Annotated in this window: 10 protein-coding genes, 1 tRNA gene and 3 rRNA genes; 12 read left to right on the top strand and 2 right to left on the bottom strand. The window is 65.1% G+C overall.

What is annotated here, in order from left to right; translation table 11 throughout:
* Positions 1-328: 328 nt before the first annotated feature.
* The 4 genes from AB5L52_RS12530 to AB5L52_RS12515 are packed head-to-tail and all read left to right on the top strand — an operon-like array spanning position 329 to position 5,168.
* A complete protein-coding gene (locus tag AB5L52_RS12530) occupies positions 329-2,548 on the top strand; it encodes a polyribonucleotide nucleotidyltransferase (protein WP_351024699.1) in 2,220 nt (739 codons plus the stop codon).
* Positions 2,545-3,924 carry a M16 family metallopeptidase gene (locus AB5L52_RS12525; protein ID WP_369364010.1) on the top strand — a complete coding sequence of 460 codons (1,380 nt, stop codon included), beginning with the start codon at positions 2,545-2,547 and terminating at the stop codon, positions 3,922-3,924. Before AB5L52_RS12530 ends, AB5L52_RS12525 begins: the two co-directional genes overlap by 4 nt.
* Positions 3,925-3,950: 26 nt before the next feature.
* On the top strand, positions 3,951-4,703 hold the full coding sequence (gene dapB, locus AB5L52_RS12520; protein WP_351024704.1) for a 4-hydroxy-tetrahydrodipicolinate reductase: 753 nt from the start codon (positions 3,951-3,953) through the stop codon (positions 4,701-4,703).
* Between the two features lie 12 nt (positions 4,704-4,715).
* A complete protein-coding gene (locus AB5L52_RS12515; RefSeq protein WP_351024707.1) occupies positions 4,716-5,168 on the top strand; it encodes a tetratricopeptide repeat protein in 453 nt (150 codons plus the stop codon).
* A 194-nt stretch (positions 5,169-5,362) separates the two neighbouring features.
* Here AB5L52_RS12515 and AB5L52_RS12510 read toward each other — a convergent pair whose 3' ends face one another.
* Both AB5L52_RS12510 and AB5L52_RS12505 read right to left on the bottom strand, forming a co-directional pair.
* A complete protein-coding gene (locus AB5L52_RS12510) occupies positions 5,363-5,923 on the bottom strand; it encodes a hypothetical protein (RefSeq protein ID WP_351024709.1) in 561 nt (186 codons plus the stop codon).
* Positions 5,924-6,013: 90 nt separating this feature from the next.
* The gene (locus tag AB5L52_RS12505) at positions 6,014-6,250 is read right to left on the bottom strand and encodes a hypothetical protein (RefSeq protein WP_351024712.1); all 237 of its coding nucleotides are present in this window, start codon (positions 6,248-6,250) and stop codon (positions 6,014-6,016) included.
* A 189-nt stretch (positions 6,251-6,439) separates the two neighbouring features.
* Between AB5L52_RS12505 and thyX the strand changes: the two genes are divergently transcribed.
* The 8 genes from thyX (at position 6,440) to AB5L52_RS12465 (ending at position 16,748) form a co-directional block, all read left to right on the top strand.
* The gene (gene thyX, locus AB5L52_RS12500) at positions 6,440-7,180 is read left to right on the top strand and encodes an FAD-dependent thymidylate synthase (RefSeq protein ID WP_369364007.1); all 741 of its coding nucleotides are present in this window, start codon (positions 6,440-6,442) and stop codon (positions 7,178-7,180) included.
* Positions 7,181-7,409: 229 nt separating this feature from the next.
* Complete coding sequence (gene dapA, locus AB5L52_RS12495) at positions 7,410-8,309, top strand: 4-hydroxy-tetrahydrodipicolinate synthase (RefSeq protein WP_351024717.1); 900 nt, start codon at positions 7,410-7,412, stop codon at positions 8,307-8,309.
* Between the two features lie 165 nt (positions 8,310-8,474).
* A complete protein-coding gene (locus AB5L52_RS12490) occupies positions 8,475-10,160 on the top strand; it encodes a ribonuclease J (RefSeq protein ID WP_351024720.1) in 1,686 nt (561 codons plus the stop codon).
* Between the two features lie 495 nt (positions 10,161-10,655).
* A 16S ribosomal RNA gene (locus AB5L52_RS12485) occupies positions 10,656-12,181 on the top strand.
* 304 nt (positions 12,182-12,485) lie between these two features.
* A 23S ribosomal RNA gene (locus tag AB5L52_RS12480) occupies positions 12,486-15,604 on the top strand.
* Positions 15,605-15,692: 88 nt separating this feature from the next.
* Positions 15,693-15,809: ribosomal RNA gene (gene rrf, locus AB5L52_RS12475) — 5S ribosomal RNA — on the top strand.
* The 16S, 23S and 5S rRNA genes sit together here, the layout of an rRNA operon.
* Before the next feature lie 116 nt (positions 15,810-15,925).
* Complete coding sequence (locus tag AB5L52_RS12470) at positions 15,926-16,588, top strand: DegT/DnrJ/EryC1/StrS family aminotransferase (protein WP_351016390.1); 663 nt, start codon at positions 15,926-15,928, stop codon at positions 16,586-16,588.
* 84 nt (positions 16,589-16,672) lie between these two features.
* Positions 16,673-16,748: transfer RNA gene (locus AB5L52_RS12465), tRNA-Thr, on the top strand.
* The last annotated feature ends 61 nt before the right edge of the window (positions 16,749-16,809 follow it).

Genomic DNA, 16,809 nt, shown 5'->3' with positions numbered 1-16,809 from the left:
GTAGCACCCGGGGACCGCTCCCTTCGTCGTACGTGCGGAGCCCTTCGTCAAGCGGAGATCTCCGTCGTACAGGCGGAAACATGCGGAGTGTCACTCACGCTTTGTAGTGTGGTAGCACAACGCAATACGGACGACACAGCACGACAACAAAGATGGAGAGGCGCACCTCGCCGCCGCCGGTCCTCGGTAGTGGCCCCCGGGGGGAAGTGAGCCCCGGGTGCTTCGATCGAAGACCGGCCCGCACCAGACGGCGCGCTTCTCCGCCACCGTCCCCCTGCCACACGGGCAGCCAAGGGACGAAAGACGATACGTAACGGAGAAAACGCTAGTGGAGAACGAGACCCACTACGCCGAGGCCGTCATCGACAATGGCGCCTTCGGCACCCGCACCATCCGCTTCGAGACGGGCCGCCTGGCCAAGCAGGCCGCCGGCTCCGCCGTGGCGTACCTGGACGACGACACCATGGTGCTGTCGGCCACCACCGCCTCCAAGAACCCCAAGGACCAGCTCGACTTCTTCCCGCTGACGGTGGACGTCGAGGAGCGGATGTACGCCGCCGGCAAGATCCCCGGCAGCTTCTTCCGCCGTGAGGGCCGTCCTTCCGAGGACGCCATCCTCACCTGCCGCCTCATCGACCGCCCGCTGCGCCCGTCCTTCAAGAAGGGCCTGCGCAACGAGATCCAGGTCGTCGCCACGATCATGGCGCTCAACCCCGACCACCTGTACGACGTCGTGGCGATCAACGCCGCGTCCGCGTCCACGCAGCTGGCCGGTCTGCCCTTCTCCGGCCCGATCGGCGGCGTCCGCGTCGCGCTGATCCGCGGCCAGTGGGTCGCCTTCCCGACGCACACCGAGCTCGAGGACGCCGTCTTCGACATGGTCGTCGCCGGTCGCGCCCTGGAGGACGGCGACGTCGCGATCATGATGGTCGAGGCCGAGGCCACCGAGGGCACCATCAAGCTCGTCGAGGGCGGCGCCGAGGCGCCCACCGAGGAGATCGTCGCCGCCGGTCTGGAGGCCGCGAAGCCCTTCATCAAGGTCCTGTGCCGCGCTCAGGCCGACCTCGCCGCCAAGGCCGCGAAGCCGACCGCCGAGTTCCCGATCTTCCTGGACTACCAGGACGACGTGTTCGAGGCCCTGACGTCCGCCGTCCGCCCCGAGCTGGCCCAGGCGCTCACCATCGCCGGCAAGCAGGAGCGCGAGGCCGAGCTGGACCGCGTCAAGGGGCTCGCCGCCGAGAAGCTCCTGCCGGAGTTCGAGGGCCGCGAGAAGGAGATCTCCGCCGCGTACCGCTCGCTCACCAAGCAGCTGGTCCGCGAGCGCGTGATCAAGGAGAAGAAGCGCATCGACGGACGTGGGGTCACGGACATCCGTACCCTCGCCGCCGAGGTCGAGGCCATTCCGCGGGTTCACGGTTCGGCCCTGTTCGAGCGTGGCGAGACCCAGATCCTGGGCGTCACCACCCTCAACATGCTCCGCATGGAGCAGCAGCTGGACACCCTCTCCCCGGTGACCCGCAAGCGCTACATGCACAACTACAACTTCCCGCCGTACTCCACCGGTGAGACCGGCCGCGTCGGCTCCCCGAAGCGCCGCGAGATCGGCCACGGCGCCCTCGCCGAGCGCGCGCTCGTGCCGGTGCTGCCCACGCGCGAGGAGTTCCCGTACGCGATCCGTCAGGTGTCCGAGGCCCTCGGCTCCAACGGCTCGACGTCCATGGGTTCGGTCTGCGCCTCCACTATGTCGCTGCTGAACGCCGGTGTGCCGCTGAAGGCCCCGGTCGCCGGTATCGCCATGGGTCTGATCTCCCAGGAGATCGACGGCGAGACGCACTACGTCACCCTCACCGACATCCTCGGTGCGGAGGACGCCTTCGGCGACATGGACTTCAAGGTCGCCGGCACCAAGGAGTTCGTGACCGCCCTCCAGCTCGACACCAAGCTGGACGGCATCCCGGCCTCCGTCCTGGCCGCGGCCCTCAAGCAGGCCCGCGACGCCCGTCTCCACATCCTCGACGTGATGATGGAGGCCATCGACCGGCCCGACGAGATGAGCCCGCACGCCCCGCGGATCATCACCGTCAAGATCCCGGTCGACAAGATCGGCGAGGTCATCGGCCCCAAGGGCAAGATGATCAACCAGATCCAGGAGGACACGGGCGCCGAGATCACCATCGAGGACGACGGCACGATCTACATCGGTGCCGCCGACGGCCCCTCCGCCGAGGCCGCCCGCGCCACGATCAACGGCATCGCCAACCCGACGATGCCCGAGGTCGGCGAGCGCTACCTCGGTACGGTCGTCAAGACGACCACCTTCGGTGCGTTCGTCTCCCTGCTGCCCGGCAAGGACGGTCTGCTGCACATCTCGCAGATCCGCAAGCTCGCCGGCGGCAAGCGCGTGGAGAACGTCGAGGACGTCCTCGGCGTGGGCCAGAAGGTCCAGGTCGAGATCGCCGAGATCGACTCCCGCGGCAAGCTCTCCCTCGTTCCGGTGATCGAGGGCGAGGAAGGCAACGACGAGAACAAGGACGACGCCGAGCAGTGACGTCCCGTAGCTCCAAGGTGACGGCCCGCCCCTCTTCGGAGGCGCGGGCCGTCGCCCGTACCCAAACCCTCATCAAGGGCCAGAACGGCATCGCCACGGTCCGCAAGACCACCCTCCCGGGCGGCCTGCGCATCGTCACCGAGACCCTGCCCTCGGTCCGCTCCGCGACCTTCGGCATCTGGGCGCACGTCGGCTCCCGCGACGAGACCCCGGCCCTGAACGGCGCCACGCACTACCTGGAGCACCTGCTCTTCAAGGGCACGCACCGGCGTAGCGCACTGGACATTTCCGCCGCCCTCGACGCCGTCGGCGGCGAGATGAACGCGTTCACGGCGAAGGAGTACACGTGCTACTACGCGCGCGTGCTCGACACCGACCTGCCGCTCGCCATCGACGTCGTCTGCGACATGCTGACCGGCTCGCTCATCCTCGAAGAGGACGTCGACGTCGAGCGCGGCGCGATCCTCGAAGAGATCGCCATGACCGAGGACGACCCGGGCGACTGTGTGCACGACCTGTTCGCGCACACCATGTTCGGCGACAACGCCCTCGGCCGCCCGGTCCTCGGCACGGTCGACACCGTCAACGCCCTCACCGCCGACCGCATCCGCCGCTTCTACAAGAAGCACTACGACCCGACCCACCTCGTGGTCGCCTGCGCCGGCAACATCGACCACAACAAGGTCGTACGACAGGTCCGCGCGGCCTTCGAGAAGGCGGGCGCCTTCAAGAACGCCGACGCGCGGCCCATCACCCCGCGCGACGGCCGCCGGACGATCCGCACCTCCGGCAAGGTCGAGCTGCTCGGCCGCAAGACCGAGCAGGCGCATGTCGTCCTCGGCATGCCGGGCCTCGCCCGCACCGACGACCGCCGCTGGGCCATGGGCGTGCTCAACACCGCCCTCGGCGGCGGCATGTCCTCCCGCCTCTTCCAGGAGGTCCGGGAGAAGCGCGGCCTCGCCTACAGCGTGTACTCGTACACCTCGGGCTTCGCCGACTGCGGCCTGTTCGGGGTCTACGCCGGCTGCCGGCCGAGCCAGGTGCACGACGTGCTGAAGATCTGCCGGGACGAACTCGACCACGTCGCCGTCAACGGCCTCACCGACGACGAGATCGCCCGCGCCGTCGGCCAGCTCCGCGGCTCCACCGTCCTCGGCCTGGAGGACACCGGCGCGCTGATGAACCGTATCGGCAAGAGCGAGCTGTGCTGGGGCGAGCAGATGTCCGTCGACGACATGCTGGACCGGATAGCTGCGGTCACCCCGGACGAGGTCCGCTCGGTCGCCCGCGACATCCTCGGACAGCGCCCGTCGCTGTCGGTCATCGGCCCGCTGAAGGACAAACAGGCCGCACGCCTGCACGACGCCGTCGCCTGACACACCTCCCGTAAGGAACGAAGAAGATGAGCAAGCTGCGCGTGGCGGTCCTCGGTGCCAGGGGCCGGATCGGGTCCGAGGCGGTCCGGGCGGTCGAGGCCGCCGAGGACATGGAGCTGGTCGCCGCCCTTGGCCGCGGGGACAAGCTGGAGACCCTGGCGGAGACCGGCGCCCAGGTCGCCGTGGAGCTGACCACCCCGGACTCCGTCATGGACAACCTCGACTTCTGCGTGGGCCACGGCATCCACGCGGTCGTGGGTACGACGGGCTGGACCGAGGAGCGCCTCGCGCGGCTGCAGGGCTGGCTCGCCCAGTCCCCGCAGACCGGTGTGCTCATTGCGCCGAACTTCTCCATCGGCGCCGTTCTGACCATGAAGTTCGCCCAGATCGCCGCGCCGTACTTCGAGTCGGTCGAGGTCGTCGAGCTGCACCACCCGAAGAAGGTGGACGCGCCGAGCGGTACGGCCACGCGCACCGCTCAGCTCATCGCCGAGGCCCGCCGGGCCGCCGGTACCGCCCCGGCGCCGGACGCCACGGCGACGGCCCTGGACGGCGCGCGGGGCGCCAGTGTCGACGGGATCCCGGTCCACGCCGTGCGGCTGCGCGGGCTGCTGGCTCACCAGGAGGTGCTGCTCGGAGGCGAGGGCGAGACGCTGACGATCCGCCACGACTCTCTTCACCACAGCAGCTTCATGCCGGGCATCCTGCTCGGCGCCCGCCGCGTGGTGACCACTCCGGGCCTGACCTTCGGCCTGGAACACTTCCTCGACCTGAGCTGAGCCGAAGACGTCATGCGCGCGAAGATCACCTACCTCGTCACGGCCGCCGTCCTGGTCTTCTACTTCGTCCTGGTCGGCAGCCGCGGCATCATGCTCATCCAGTCCGGCACGGTCCTCACCGTCACCTTCGGGGTCGCGGTGCTGATCCTGCCGGTCATCGGGCTGTGGTTCCTGTGGAAGAACACCCAGTTCGTCCGCAAGGCCAACCAGCTCGCCGCCGTACTCGACGCCGAGGGCGGGCTGCCCGTCGACGAACTGCGGCGCACCCCGGGCGGCCGGATCGACCGCGACTCGGCCGACGAGGTCTTCGCCCGGCGCAAGGCCGAGACGGAGGCGTCTCCCGACGACTGGCGCTGCTGGTTCCGCCTCGCCGTCGCCTACCACGACGCCCGCGACACCCCACGCGCCCGCAAGGCCATGCAGCGGGCCATCGCCCTGCACGACGGAAGGCCCGTCCAGGCCTGACCGAGGCGCCCGCTCGCCGGGCCATGTCCGCCCCTGGGGAGCCGCAGTCCCGTCAGCCGTCATCCCCGCCGTAGCCGCGCGCAGCCGGGCCGCTGGGGGCGGCACGGGCGGGCGCGGCGGCACCTCTCGGCGAGCAGCGCCCGGCAGCGCCCGACTCCACCCGCCGGCCGGCACCGGCTCAGGGCACCGTGGGGTCAGCCGCGCCCGCGACCGTTCTCGGCCGCCCACGCCTCCACCACATCCGCGGCCCGGTCGAACGCGACCGGGCGGCCCAGGAAGTCCAGCGTGTGCGTCGTCAGCAGCGGTGGTGTGTCCTCGGCCGCCCGGTCCTTGCGCACGAGCGTCAGCGCCTGCCCCTGCACCGTACGCGGCAGCCCCAGCAGTCGCACCGGCTGCTGCACCGTCCGCACGGAGATCACCCGCGCCCACGGCGCCGTACGCGTCACCAGAAAGCCGACGTGCCGCAGCCCTCGCCCGCTCACCCACACACCCATGCGCAGCAGCCGCAGCGCGCCGGCGATGACCAGGAGCGCCAGGACGAGCACCGTCACCGCCGAGGGCACCGAGCCGGTCAGGGCGATGAGCACCGCGGCGAACAGCACGAACGCGGCCAGCAGCAGCACCAGCGCCGCCACACCCACACGCCAGGGACCGGGACGGTAGGGGCGCCGCCAGCGCTCCCGGTCGTCGTACGGCAACGCGCTCTCGGAAGCGGCCTCGAAGGTGCGGTCGGCCGTCAGGAAGGACAGGGGCACGACGGGTCCTCACTCGATCCTCGCGTGGGTTGTGCCCGGTGAGGCTATCCGCCGGTGTGTCGGCTCACCACCCGAGGGCGGCCGGAAGGGTCAGTGCCCCTGGGAGGCCTGGGACTGCTGCGTCGGCGTACTGGACGGCGTCGACATCGCCGGCATACCGACGATCAGGCCCCCCACCAGCCCGGCGACGATGGTCACTCCCAGCAGCCAACGCCCGGCTATCTCCCCGAAGGACGCCCGGTGCCGGGGCGGGGGAGTGACATTGCTACGGAACCGGTCCGCCTCGGCGATGAAGGCGAAGGGTACGGGCTCACGCCGACGGAACATCGCGGGTACGTCTCCTTTCGGGTCGAACGAGCAGCTCTCACCGGTACAGACGCTCGAGTGACACAAAAGGTGCCCATGTCGGAAAAAATCCATGGCGGGAATTCCGGGGCGAGCTACTGCCATGGCCCCGGCGAGCGCCCCGTAAGGTGGGCGCGAACCACAGCTGTGATGGGAAGGACCCCAACCCCCGTGACCACCCCCGAGTCGCTCCCCGAGTCGCTCACGTTCCGCAGTGACGTCACCGTCGAGCTGGTCAAGTCCAGCGCCTCAGATGCCGACGTCCTCTTCGCCGCGCGGGTCTCCACCGCCGGCGAGCAGTCCCTGGACGAGCTGAAGAAGGACCCCGAGCGCTCAAAGGGCCTGATCAACTACCTGATGCGCGACCGGCACGGCAGCCCGTTCGAGCACAACTCGATGACGTTCTTCATCAGCGCCCCGATCTTCGTCTTCCGCGAGTTCATGCGGCACCGGGTCGGCTGGTCGTACAACGAGGAGTCCGGCCGCTACCGCGAGCTCCAGCCCGTCTTCTACGTCCCCGACGCCTCCCGCAAGCTCGTGCAGCAGGGCCGCCCCGGCAAGTACGTCTTCGTCGAGGGCACCCCGGCCCAGCAGGAGACGGTCAGTAGCACCCTGCGGGAGTCGTACGAGCAGGCGTACGGCGCGTACCAGAAGATGCTCGCCGAGGGCGTCGCCCGTGAGGTCGCCCGTGCCGCCCTCCCCGTGGGCCTCTACTCCTCGATGTACGCCACCTGCAACGCCCGCTCCCTGATGCACTTCCTCGGCCTGCGCACCCAGCACGAGCTGGCCAAGGTGCCGTCCTTCCCGCAGCGGGAGATCGAGATGGTCGGAGAGAAGATGGAGGCGGAGTGGGCGAAGCTCATGCCGCTGACGTACGCCGCCTTCAACGCGAACGGGCGCGTGGCTCCGTAAGCCCGTAAAAAAGGCCTACGAAGCCCTGTTCCCCCACCAGGAACGGATGTACGGATCAGCCGCGCGAAGTGTCCGTATTGCAGCATTTGGAGAAGTTCATCTAGCCTGATCAAACGGACCCGGCACTGCTTGAACCCCCGAGCAGGCAGTGCCGGGCTCCGCATTTGTCCTGACTTTCCCGGCACCCCACGGGCAGACCACGCATGGAGCACCGAGTAGCGTGTTACCCATGGCTCCGACCTCGACTCCGCAGACCCCCTTCGGGCGGGTCCTCACCGCCATGGTCACGCCCTTCACGGCGGATGGCGCACTCGACCTCGACGGCGCGCAGCGGCTCGCCGTCCACCTGGTGGACGCAGGCAACGACGGCCTGATCATCAACGGCACCACCGGCGAGTCACCCACCACCACCGACGCGGAGAAAGCGGACCTCGTACGAGCCGTACTGGAGGCGGTCGGCGACCGCGCCCACGTCGTCGCCGGGGTCGGCACCAACGACACCCACCACAGCCTGGAGCTGGCCCGCGAGGCCGAGCGCATCGGCGCCCACGGCCTGCTCGTCGTCACGCCGTACTACAACAAGCCTCCGCAGGACGGCCTGTTCCGGCACTTCACGGCCATCGCCGACGCCACCGGCCTGCCCGTGATGCTCTACGACATCCCCGGCCGCAGCGGCGTCCCGATCAACACGGAGACGCTCGTCCGGCTCGCCGAGCACCCCCGGATCGTCGCCAACAAGGACGCCAAGGGCGACCTCGGCCGCGCCAGCTGGGCCATCGCCCAGTCCGGCCTCGCCTGGTACTCGGGCGACGACATGCTGAACCTCCCGCTGCTCTCCGTGGGCGCGGTCGGCTTCGTCTCGGTCGTCGGCCATGTCGTCACCCCCGACCTGCGGGCCCTGGTCGACGCCTACGTCTCCGGTGACGTCGTCAAGGCCACCGAGATCCACCAGAAGCTGCTCCCGGTCTACACCGGCATGTTCCGCACCCAGGGCGTCATGACCACCAAGGCCGCGCTCGCCCTCCAGGGCCTGCCCGCAGGGCCGCTGCGCTCGCCCATGGTCGAGTGCTCGCCCGAGGAGATCGCCCAGCTCAAGATCGATCTTGCTGCCGGCGGGGTACAGCTCTGACAACAGACTTGGCACCACCCGGGGTTCACAAGCTTCACAACTGAAGAACAACAGAACAAAGCGGGCCACCGGTGCCCGCATCCCACAACGACAACTGCTTCTGCACGAACGTCATGCGCGCCACGTGCCCGACCGGTACGTGGCGCGTGTGGTGAGGAGAGTCTTTTGAGTCATCCGCATCCTGAACTCGGCCCGCCCCCGCCGCTCCCCGAAGGCGGCCTACGGGTCACCCCGCTCGGCGGTCTCGGCGAGATCGGCCGAAACATGACGGTCTTCGAGTACGGCGGCCGCCTGCTGATCGTCGACTGCGGAGTGCTCTTCCCCGAGGAGGAGCAGCCCGGAATCGACCTGATCCTGCCGGACTTCTCGTCCATCCGGGACCGCCTCGACGACATCGAGGGCATCGTCCTCACACATGGCCACGAGGACCACATCGGCGGTGTCCCGTTCCTGCTCCGCGAGAAGCCGGACATCCCGCTGATCGGCTCCAAGCTGACCCTCGCCCTGATCGAGGCCAAGCTCCAGGAGCACCGGATCCGCCCGTACACCCTTGAGGTGGCGGAGGGGAACCGCGAGCGCATCGGCCCCTTCGACTGCGAGTTCATCGCCGTCAACCACTCCATCCCGGACGCTCTGGCGGTCGCCATCCGCACCCCCGCCGGCATGGCCGTGCACACCGGCGACTTCAAGATGGACCAGCTCCCGCTGGACAACCGCCTCACCGACCTGCACGCCTTCGCGCGGCTGAGCGAGGAGGGCATTGACCTCCTGCTCACCGACTCCACGAACGCCGAGGTCCCGGGCTTCACCCCACACGAGCGCGACATCTCCAACGTCCTGCGCCAGGTCTTCGCGAGCGCCGGCAAGCGGATCATCGTGGCGAGCTTCGCCAGCCACGTCCACCGCATCCAGCAGATCCTGGACGCGGCCCACGAATACGGCCGCCGGGTCGCCTTCGTCGGCCGCTCGATGGTCCGCAACATGGGCATCGCCCGCGACCTCGGCTATCTGAAGGTCCCGCCGGGCCTGGTGGTCGACGTCAAGACGCTGGACGACCTCCCCGACCACGAGGTGGTCCTGGTCTGCACGGGCTCCCAGGGCGAGCCGATGGCGGCGCTGTCGAGGATGGCCAACAGGGACCACCAGATCCGCATCGTCGAGGGCGACACGGTCATCCTGGCGTCCTCCCTGATCCCCGGAAACGAGAACGCGGTCTACCGCGTCATCAACGGCCTGACCCGCTGGGGCGCCAACGTCGTCCACAAGGGCAACGCCAAGGTGCATGTTTCCGGCCACGCGTCCGCGGGCGAGCTGCTGTACTTCTACAACATCTGCCGCCCGAAGAACCTGATGCCGGTCCACGGCGAATGGCGCCATCTGAGGGCGAACGCGGAGCTCGGCGCGCTGACAGGCGTCCCGCACGACCGGATCGTCATCGCCGAGGACGGTGTGGTGGTCGACCTGGTCGAGGGCAAGGCCAAGATCTCCGGGAAGGTCCAGGCCGGTTACGTCTACGTCGACGGCCTCTCCGTCGGCGATGTCGGCGAGCCGGCCCTCAAGGACCGCAAGATCCTCGGCGACGAGGGCATCATCTCGGTCTTCGTGGTCGTGGACTCGTCCACCGGCAAGATCACCGGCGGCCCGCACATCCAGGCGCGCGGCTCCGGTATCGAGGACTCGGCCTTCGCCGAGGTCATCCCGAAGATCGCGGAGGTGCTGGAGCGGTCCGCCCAGGACGGCATCGTGGAGCCCCACCAGCTCCAGCAACTCGTTCGGCGCACCCTCGGTAAGTGGGTCTCGGAGGCGTATCGCCGCAGGCCGATGATCCTGCCCGTCGTCGTGGAGGTCTGACACCCCGTCGGTGCGGGCCCGGAGCGGGGCGCCTCGATTTGCATCGAGGCGCCCCGCTCCAGTACGTTTACGGCTCCGCCCAACCGGGAACCCCAGCACTTCATGCGCTGGACACAGGTGCCCGGAAGCGGGTGGAAAAACCGACTCAGAACTTCTGATAAAGTCGGAACCGCCGGAAAGGAAACCGCGAGAAAAACGCGGGAGCCTGGAAAGCACCGAGGAAATCGGATCGAGAAAAGATCTGATAGAGTCGGAAACACCGAAGGGAAGCGCCCGGAGGAAAGCCCGAGAGGGTGAGTACAAAGGAAGCGACCGTTCCTTGAGAACTCAACAGCGTGCCAAAAATCAACGCCAGATATGTTGATACCCCGTCCGTCGGAAACATTCCGATGGTCGAGGTTCCTTTGAAAAACACAGCGAGGACGCTGTGAACGGTCGGGTCATTCCATCCGACTGTTCCGCTCTCGTGGTGTTCATCCCGATCACGGGAAAACATTCACGGAGAGTTTGATCCTGGCTCAGGACGAACGCTGGCGGCGTGCTTAACACATGCAAGTCGAACGATGAAGCCCTTCGGGGTGGATTAGTGGCGAACGGGTGAGTAACACGTGGGCAATCTGCCCTTCACTCTGGGACAAGCCCTGGAAACGGGGTCTAATACCGGATACGAGCCTCCACGGCATCGTGGAGGCTGGAAAGCTCCGGCGGTGAAGGATGAGCCCGCGGCCTATCAGCTTGTTGGTGAGGTAATGGCTCACCAAGGCGACGACGGGTAGCCGGCCTGAGAGGGCGACCGGCCACACTGGGACTGAGACACGGCCCAGACTCCTACGGGAGGCAGCAGTGGGGAATATTGCACAATGGGCGCAAGCCTGATGCAGCGACGCCGCGTGAGGGATGACGGCCTTCGGGTTGTAAACCTCTTTCAGCAGGGAAGAAGCGCAAGTGACGGTACCTGCAGAAGAAGCGCCGGCTAACTACGTGCCAGCAGCCGCGGTAATACGTAGGGCGCAAGCGTTGTCCGGAATTATTGGGCGTAAAGAGCTCGTAGGCGGCTTGTCACGTCGATTGTGAAAGCCCGAGGCTTAACCTCGGGTCTGCAGTCGATACGGGCTAGCTAGAGTGTGGTAGGGGAGATCGGAATTCCTGGTGTAGCGGTGAAATGCGCAGATATCAGGAGGAACACCGGTGGCGAAGGCGGATCTCTGGGCCATTACTGACGCTGAGGAGCGAAAGCGTGGGGAGCGAACAGGATTAGATACCCTGGTAGTCCACGCCGTAAACGGTGGGAACTAGGTGTTGGCGACATTCCACGTCGTCGGTGCCGCAGCTAACGCATTAAGTTCCCCGCCTGGGGAGTACGGCCGCAAGGCTAAAACTCAAAGGAATTGACGGGGGCCCGCACAAGCGGCGGAGCATGTGGCTTAATTCGACGCAACGCGAAGAACCTTACCAAGGCTTGACATACACCGGAAAACCCTGGAGACAGGGTCCCCCTTGTGGTCGGTGTACAGGTGGTGCATGGCTGTCGTCAGCTCGTGTCGTGAGATGTTGGGTTAAGTCCCGCAACGAGCGCAACCCTTGTTCTGTGTTGCCAGCATGCCCTTCGGGGTGATGGGGACTCACAGGAGACCGCCGGGGTCAACTCGGAGGAAGGTGGGGACGACGTCAAGTCATCATGCCCCTTATGTCTTGGGCTGCACACGTGCTACAATGGCCGGTACAATGAGCTGCGATACCGTGAGGTGGAGCGAATCTCAAAAAGCCGGTCTCAGTTCGGATTGGGGTCTGCAACTCGACCCCATGAAGTCGGAGTCGCTAGTAATCGCAGATCAGCATTGCTGCGGTGAATACGTTCCCGGGCCTTGTACACACCGCCCGTCACGTCACGAAAGTTGGTAACACCCGAAGCCGGTGGCCCAACCCCTTGTGGGAGGGAGCTGTCGAAGGTGGGACTAGCGATTGGGACGAAGTCGTAACAAGGTAGCCGTACCGGAAGGTGCGGCTGGATCACCTCCTTTCTAAGGAGCATCTAGCTGCCGCAAGGCAGCCAGAGCCACTACGCCAGCAAATGTCTGGCGGTGGTCAGCTCATGGGTGGAACGTTGATTATTCGGTCAGGACCTCGGGTCGGGGGCTGCTAGTACTGCTCGTAAGAGCGTGGAACGCATGATCTCCGGACGGGACATGACCGGGCACGCTGTTGGGTGTCTGAGGGAACGAACTTTCCTCAGTTCGCCGGCCCCAGTGCACTCGAGCCTTCTGGTTCGGGGTGATGGGTGGCTGGTCGTTGTTTGAGAACTGCACAGTGGACGCGAGCATCTGTGGCCAAGTTTTTAAGGGCGCACGGTGGATGCCTTGGCACCAGGAACCGATGAAGGACGTGGGAGGCCGCGATAGTCCCCGGGGAGTCGTCAACCAGGCTTTGATCCGGGGGTTTCCGAATGGGGAAACCCGGCAGTCGTCATGGGCTGTCACCCACTGCTGAACACATAGGCAGTGTGGAGGGAACGAGGGGAAGTGAAACATCTCAGTACCCTCAGGAAGAGAAAACAACCGTGATTCCGGGAGTAGTGGCGAGCGAAACCGGATGAGGCCAAACCGTATGCGTGTGAGACCCGGCAGGGGTTGCGTATACGGGGTTGTGGGATCTCTCTTGATCAGTCTGCCGGCTGGTCGGCGAGTCAGAAACCGTATGGATAGGCGAAGGACATGCGAAAGGTCCGGCGTAGAGGGTAAGACCCCCGTAGTCGAAATCTGTACGGCTCGTTTGAGAGACACCCAAGTAGCACGGGGCCCGAGAAATCCCGTGTGAATCTGGCGGGACCACCCGCTAAGCCTAAATATTCCCTGGTGACCGATAGCGGATAGTACCGTGAGGGAATGGTGAAAAGTACCCCGGGAGGGGAGTGAAATAGTACCTGAAACCGTGTGCCTACAAGCCGTGGGAGCGTCGGATACAGCTTGCTGTATCTCGTGACTGCGTGCCTTTTGAAGAATGAGCCTGCGAGTTTGCGGTGTGTTGCGAGGTTAACCCGGGTGGGGAAGCCGTAGCGAAAGCGAGTCCGAACAGGGCGATTCAGTAGCACGCTCAAGACCCGAAGCGGAGTGATCTAGCCATGGGCAGGTTGAAGCGGAGGTAAGACTTCGTGGAGGACCGAACCCACCAGGGTTGAAAACCTGGGGGATGACCTGTGGTTAGGGGTGAAAGGCCAATCAAACTCCGTGATAGCTGGTTCTCCCCGAAATGCATTTAGGTGCAGCGTCGTGTGTTTCTTGCCGGAGGTAGAGCACTGGATAGGCGATGGGCCCTACCGGGTTACTGACCTTAGCCAAACTCCGAATGCCGGTAAGTGAGAGCGCGGCAGTGAGACTGTGGGGGATAAGCTCCATGGTCGAGAGGGAAACAGCCCAGAGCATCGACTAAGGCCCCTAAGCGTACGCTAAGTGGGAAAGGATGTGGAGTCGCAGAGACAACCAGGAGGTTGGCTTAGAAGCAGCCACCCTTGAAAGAGTGCGTAATAGCTCACTGGTCTAGTGATTCCGCGCCGACAATGTAGCGGGGCTCAAGCGTACCGCCGAAGTCGTGTCATTGCAGCATAAGCCCCAACGGGTGCTGTGATGGGTAGGGGAGCGTCGTCTGCCGGGTGAAGCGGCACTGGAAGGTAGTCGTGGACGGTTGACGAGTGAGAATGCAGGCATGAGTAGCGATACACACGTGAGAAACGTGTGCGCCGATTGACTAAGGGTTCCTGGGTCAAGCTGATCTGCCCAGGGTAAGTCGGGACCTAAGGCGAGGCCGACAGGCGTAGTCGATGGATAACCGGTTGATATTCCGGTACCCGCTGTGAAGCGTCAAACATCGAATCCAGTGATGCTGAGGCCGTGAAGCCGTTCCGGACCCTTCGGGGAATGGAAAGTGGTGGAGCCGCCGGACCAATCTGGTAGTAGGTGAGTGATGGGGTGACGCAGGAAGGTAGTCCATCCCGGGCGGTGGTTGTCCCGGGGTAAGGGTGTAGGACGGTGTGTAGGTAAATCCGCACGCCATTAAGTCTGAGACCTGATGCCGAGCCGATTGTGGTGAAGTGGATGATCCTATGCTGTCGAGAAAAGCCTCTAGCGAGTTTCATGGCGGCCCGTACCCTAAACCGACTCAGGTGGTCAGGTAGAGAATACCGAGGCGTTCGGGTGAACTATGGTTAAGGAACTCGGCAAAATGCCCCCGTAACTTCGGGAGAAGGGGGGCCACGTCTGGTGAGAGGACTTGCTCCTCGAGCTGGGGGTGGCCGCAGAGACCAGCGAGAAGCGACTGTTTACTAAAAACACAGGTCCGTGCGAAGCCGTAAGGCGATGTATACGGACTGACGCCTGCCCGGTGCTGGAACGTTAAGGGGACCGGTTAGCTTGGATTCGTCCAGGCGAAGCTGAGAACTTAAGCGCCAGTAAACGGCGGTGGTAACTATAACCATCCTAAGGTAGCGAAATTCCTTGTCGGGTAAGTTCCGACCTGCACGAATGGCGTAACGACTTCTCGACTGTCTCAACCATAGGCCCGGTGAAATTGCACTACGAGTAAAGATGCTCGTTTCGCGCAGCAGGACGGAAAGACCCCGGGACCTTTACTACAGTTTGATATTGGTGTTCGGTTCGGCTTGTGTAGGATAGCTGGGAGACTGTGAAGCATGCACGCCAGTGTGTGTGGAGTCGTCGTTGAAATACCAGTCTGGTCGTGCTGGATGTCTAACCTGGGTCCGTGATCCGGATCAGGGACAGTGTCTGATGGGTAGTTTAACTGGGGCGGTTGCCTCCTAAAGGGTAACGGAGGCGCCCAAAGGTTCCCTCAGCCTGGTTGGCAATCAGGTGTTGAGTGTAAGTGCACAAGGGAGCTTGACTGTGAGACCGACGGGTCGAGCAGGGACGAAAGTCGGGACTAGTGATCCGGCGGTGGCTTGTGGAAGCGCCGTCGCTCAACGGATAAAAGGTACCCCGGGGATAACAGGCTGATCTTCCCCAAGAGTCCATATCGACGGGATGGTTTGGCACCTCGATGTCGGCTCGTCGCATCCTGGGGCTGGAGTCGGTCCCAAGGGTTGGGCTGTTCGCCCATTAAAGCGGTACGCGAGCTGGGTTTAGAACGTCGTGAGACAGTTCGGTCCCTATCCGCTGTGCGCGTAGGAGTCTTGAGAAGGGCTGTCCCTAGTACGAGAGGACCGGGACGGACGAACCTCTGGTGTGCCAGTTGTTCTGCCAAGGGCATGGCTGGTTGGCTACGTTCGGGAGGGATAACCGCTGAAAGCATCTAAGCGGGAAGCCTGCTTCGAGATGAGGACTCCCACCCACTTGATGGGGTAAGGCTCCCAGTAGACGACTGGGTTGATAGGCCGGATCTGGAAGCCAGGTAACTGGTGGAGGTGACCGGTACTAATAGGCCGAGGGCTTGTCCTCAGTTGCTCGCGTCCACTGTGTTGGTTCTGAAACCACGAACAGCCCCACGTTGTCACAGCGTGGTGTGGCGTTCACAGTTTCATAGTGTTTCGGTGGTCATAGCGTGAGGGAAACGCCCGGTTACATTCCGAACCCGGAAGCTAAGCCTCACAGCGCCGATGGTACTGCAGGGGGGACCCTGTGGGAGAGTAGGACACCGCCGAACAATTCTTCCCAAAAGGTCGGATCCTGAACTTCGGTTCAGGGTCCGGCCTTTTTACGTTGTCCTTAACGTGTCGTTCACCCTGCGCGCTCAGCATCCAGCACATGGGAACTGCTGCAATGCTCAGGGCCGCCGGCGTCGGAGTGGGTGACGAGGTCGTCGTACCGGCCTTCGGGAACGTCGAAGTCGCCGAGGCCGTGACCCTGGCTGGTGCGCTCCCGGTGTTCGCCGACATAGATCCGGTGACCTACTGCCTCGACCCCGGCGCTGTCGAGGCAGCCGTAACTTCGCGTACGGCGGCGGTCGTTGTCGTCCACCGCTTCGGGCGGTGGGCCGACCTTGTGCGGTTGCGCGCGCTCGGGCAGCGGCACGAGCTCCTGGTGCTGGAGCAGGGTGAGTCCGAGGCGCCGTACGACGAGATAGCGCAGCGCCGGGAGCGGGCCGCCTACCTAGACGCCAAGCTCAAGGGCGTGCGCACGCCGGACGGCGGGGACGGGCACACCTACCAGCAGTACGTCGTGCGGGTGCCCGGGAACGGCCGGCCGGACCGCGATGCCTTCGCGATGGCCTTGCGGGGCAAGGGAGTTGAGTGCCGGGTGCCGGTCAAGACGCCCGTGCACCGGCTGCCGGAGTTCCGTCGGTGTGTGTCTCTGCCGGAGACGGAGCTGGCCGCCGACGAGACGCTCACGCTTCCCGTGGACGCTTCGCTGACCAAGCGGGAGATGCAGCGGATCGTCTCTGCCTGCAATGCGCTCGGGGGATTGCTGCAGCCCGCCTACTGAGCGGGTCCCGAACGAATTTGGGAAGTCGAGCCTGGTCGGGGTACAGTTTCTTCGTCGCCGCGAGGGAAACCTCGAAAGCGACAGGCCCCTATAGCTCAGTCGGTAGAGCGTCTCCATGGTAAGGAGAAGGTCAACGGTTCGATTCCGTTTGGGGGCTCCAGCAGAAAAGGCCTCACCCTTTCGGGTGGGGCCTTTCGTGTGTCTCACGACTCCTTTGTGTC

The sequence above is a fragment of the Streptomyces sp. CG4 genome (assembly GCF_041080655.1).
In the GTDB taxonomy this organism is placed as follows: Bacteria; Actinomycetota; Actinomycetes; order Streptomycetales; family Streptomycetaceae; genus Streptomyces.
Note: the sequence above shows the minus strand (reverse complement) of the source record. Positions and strands in the feature narration are given on the sequence as shown.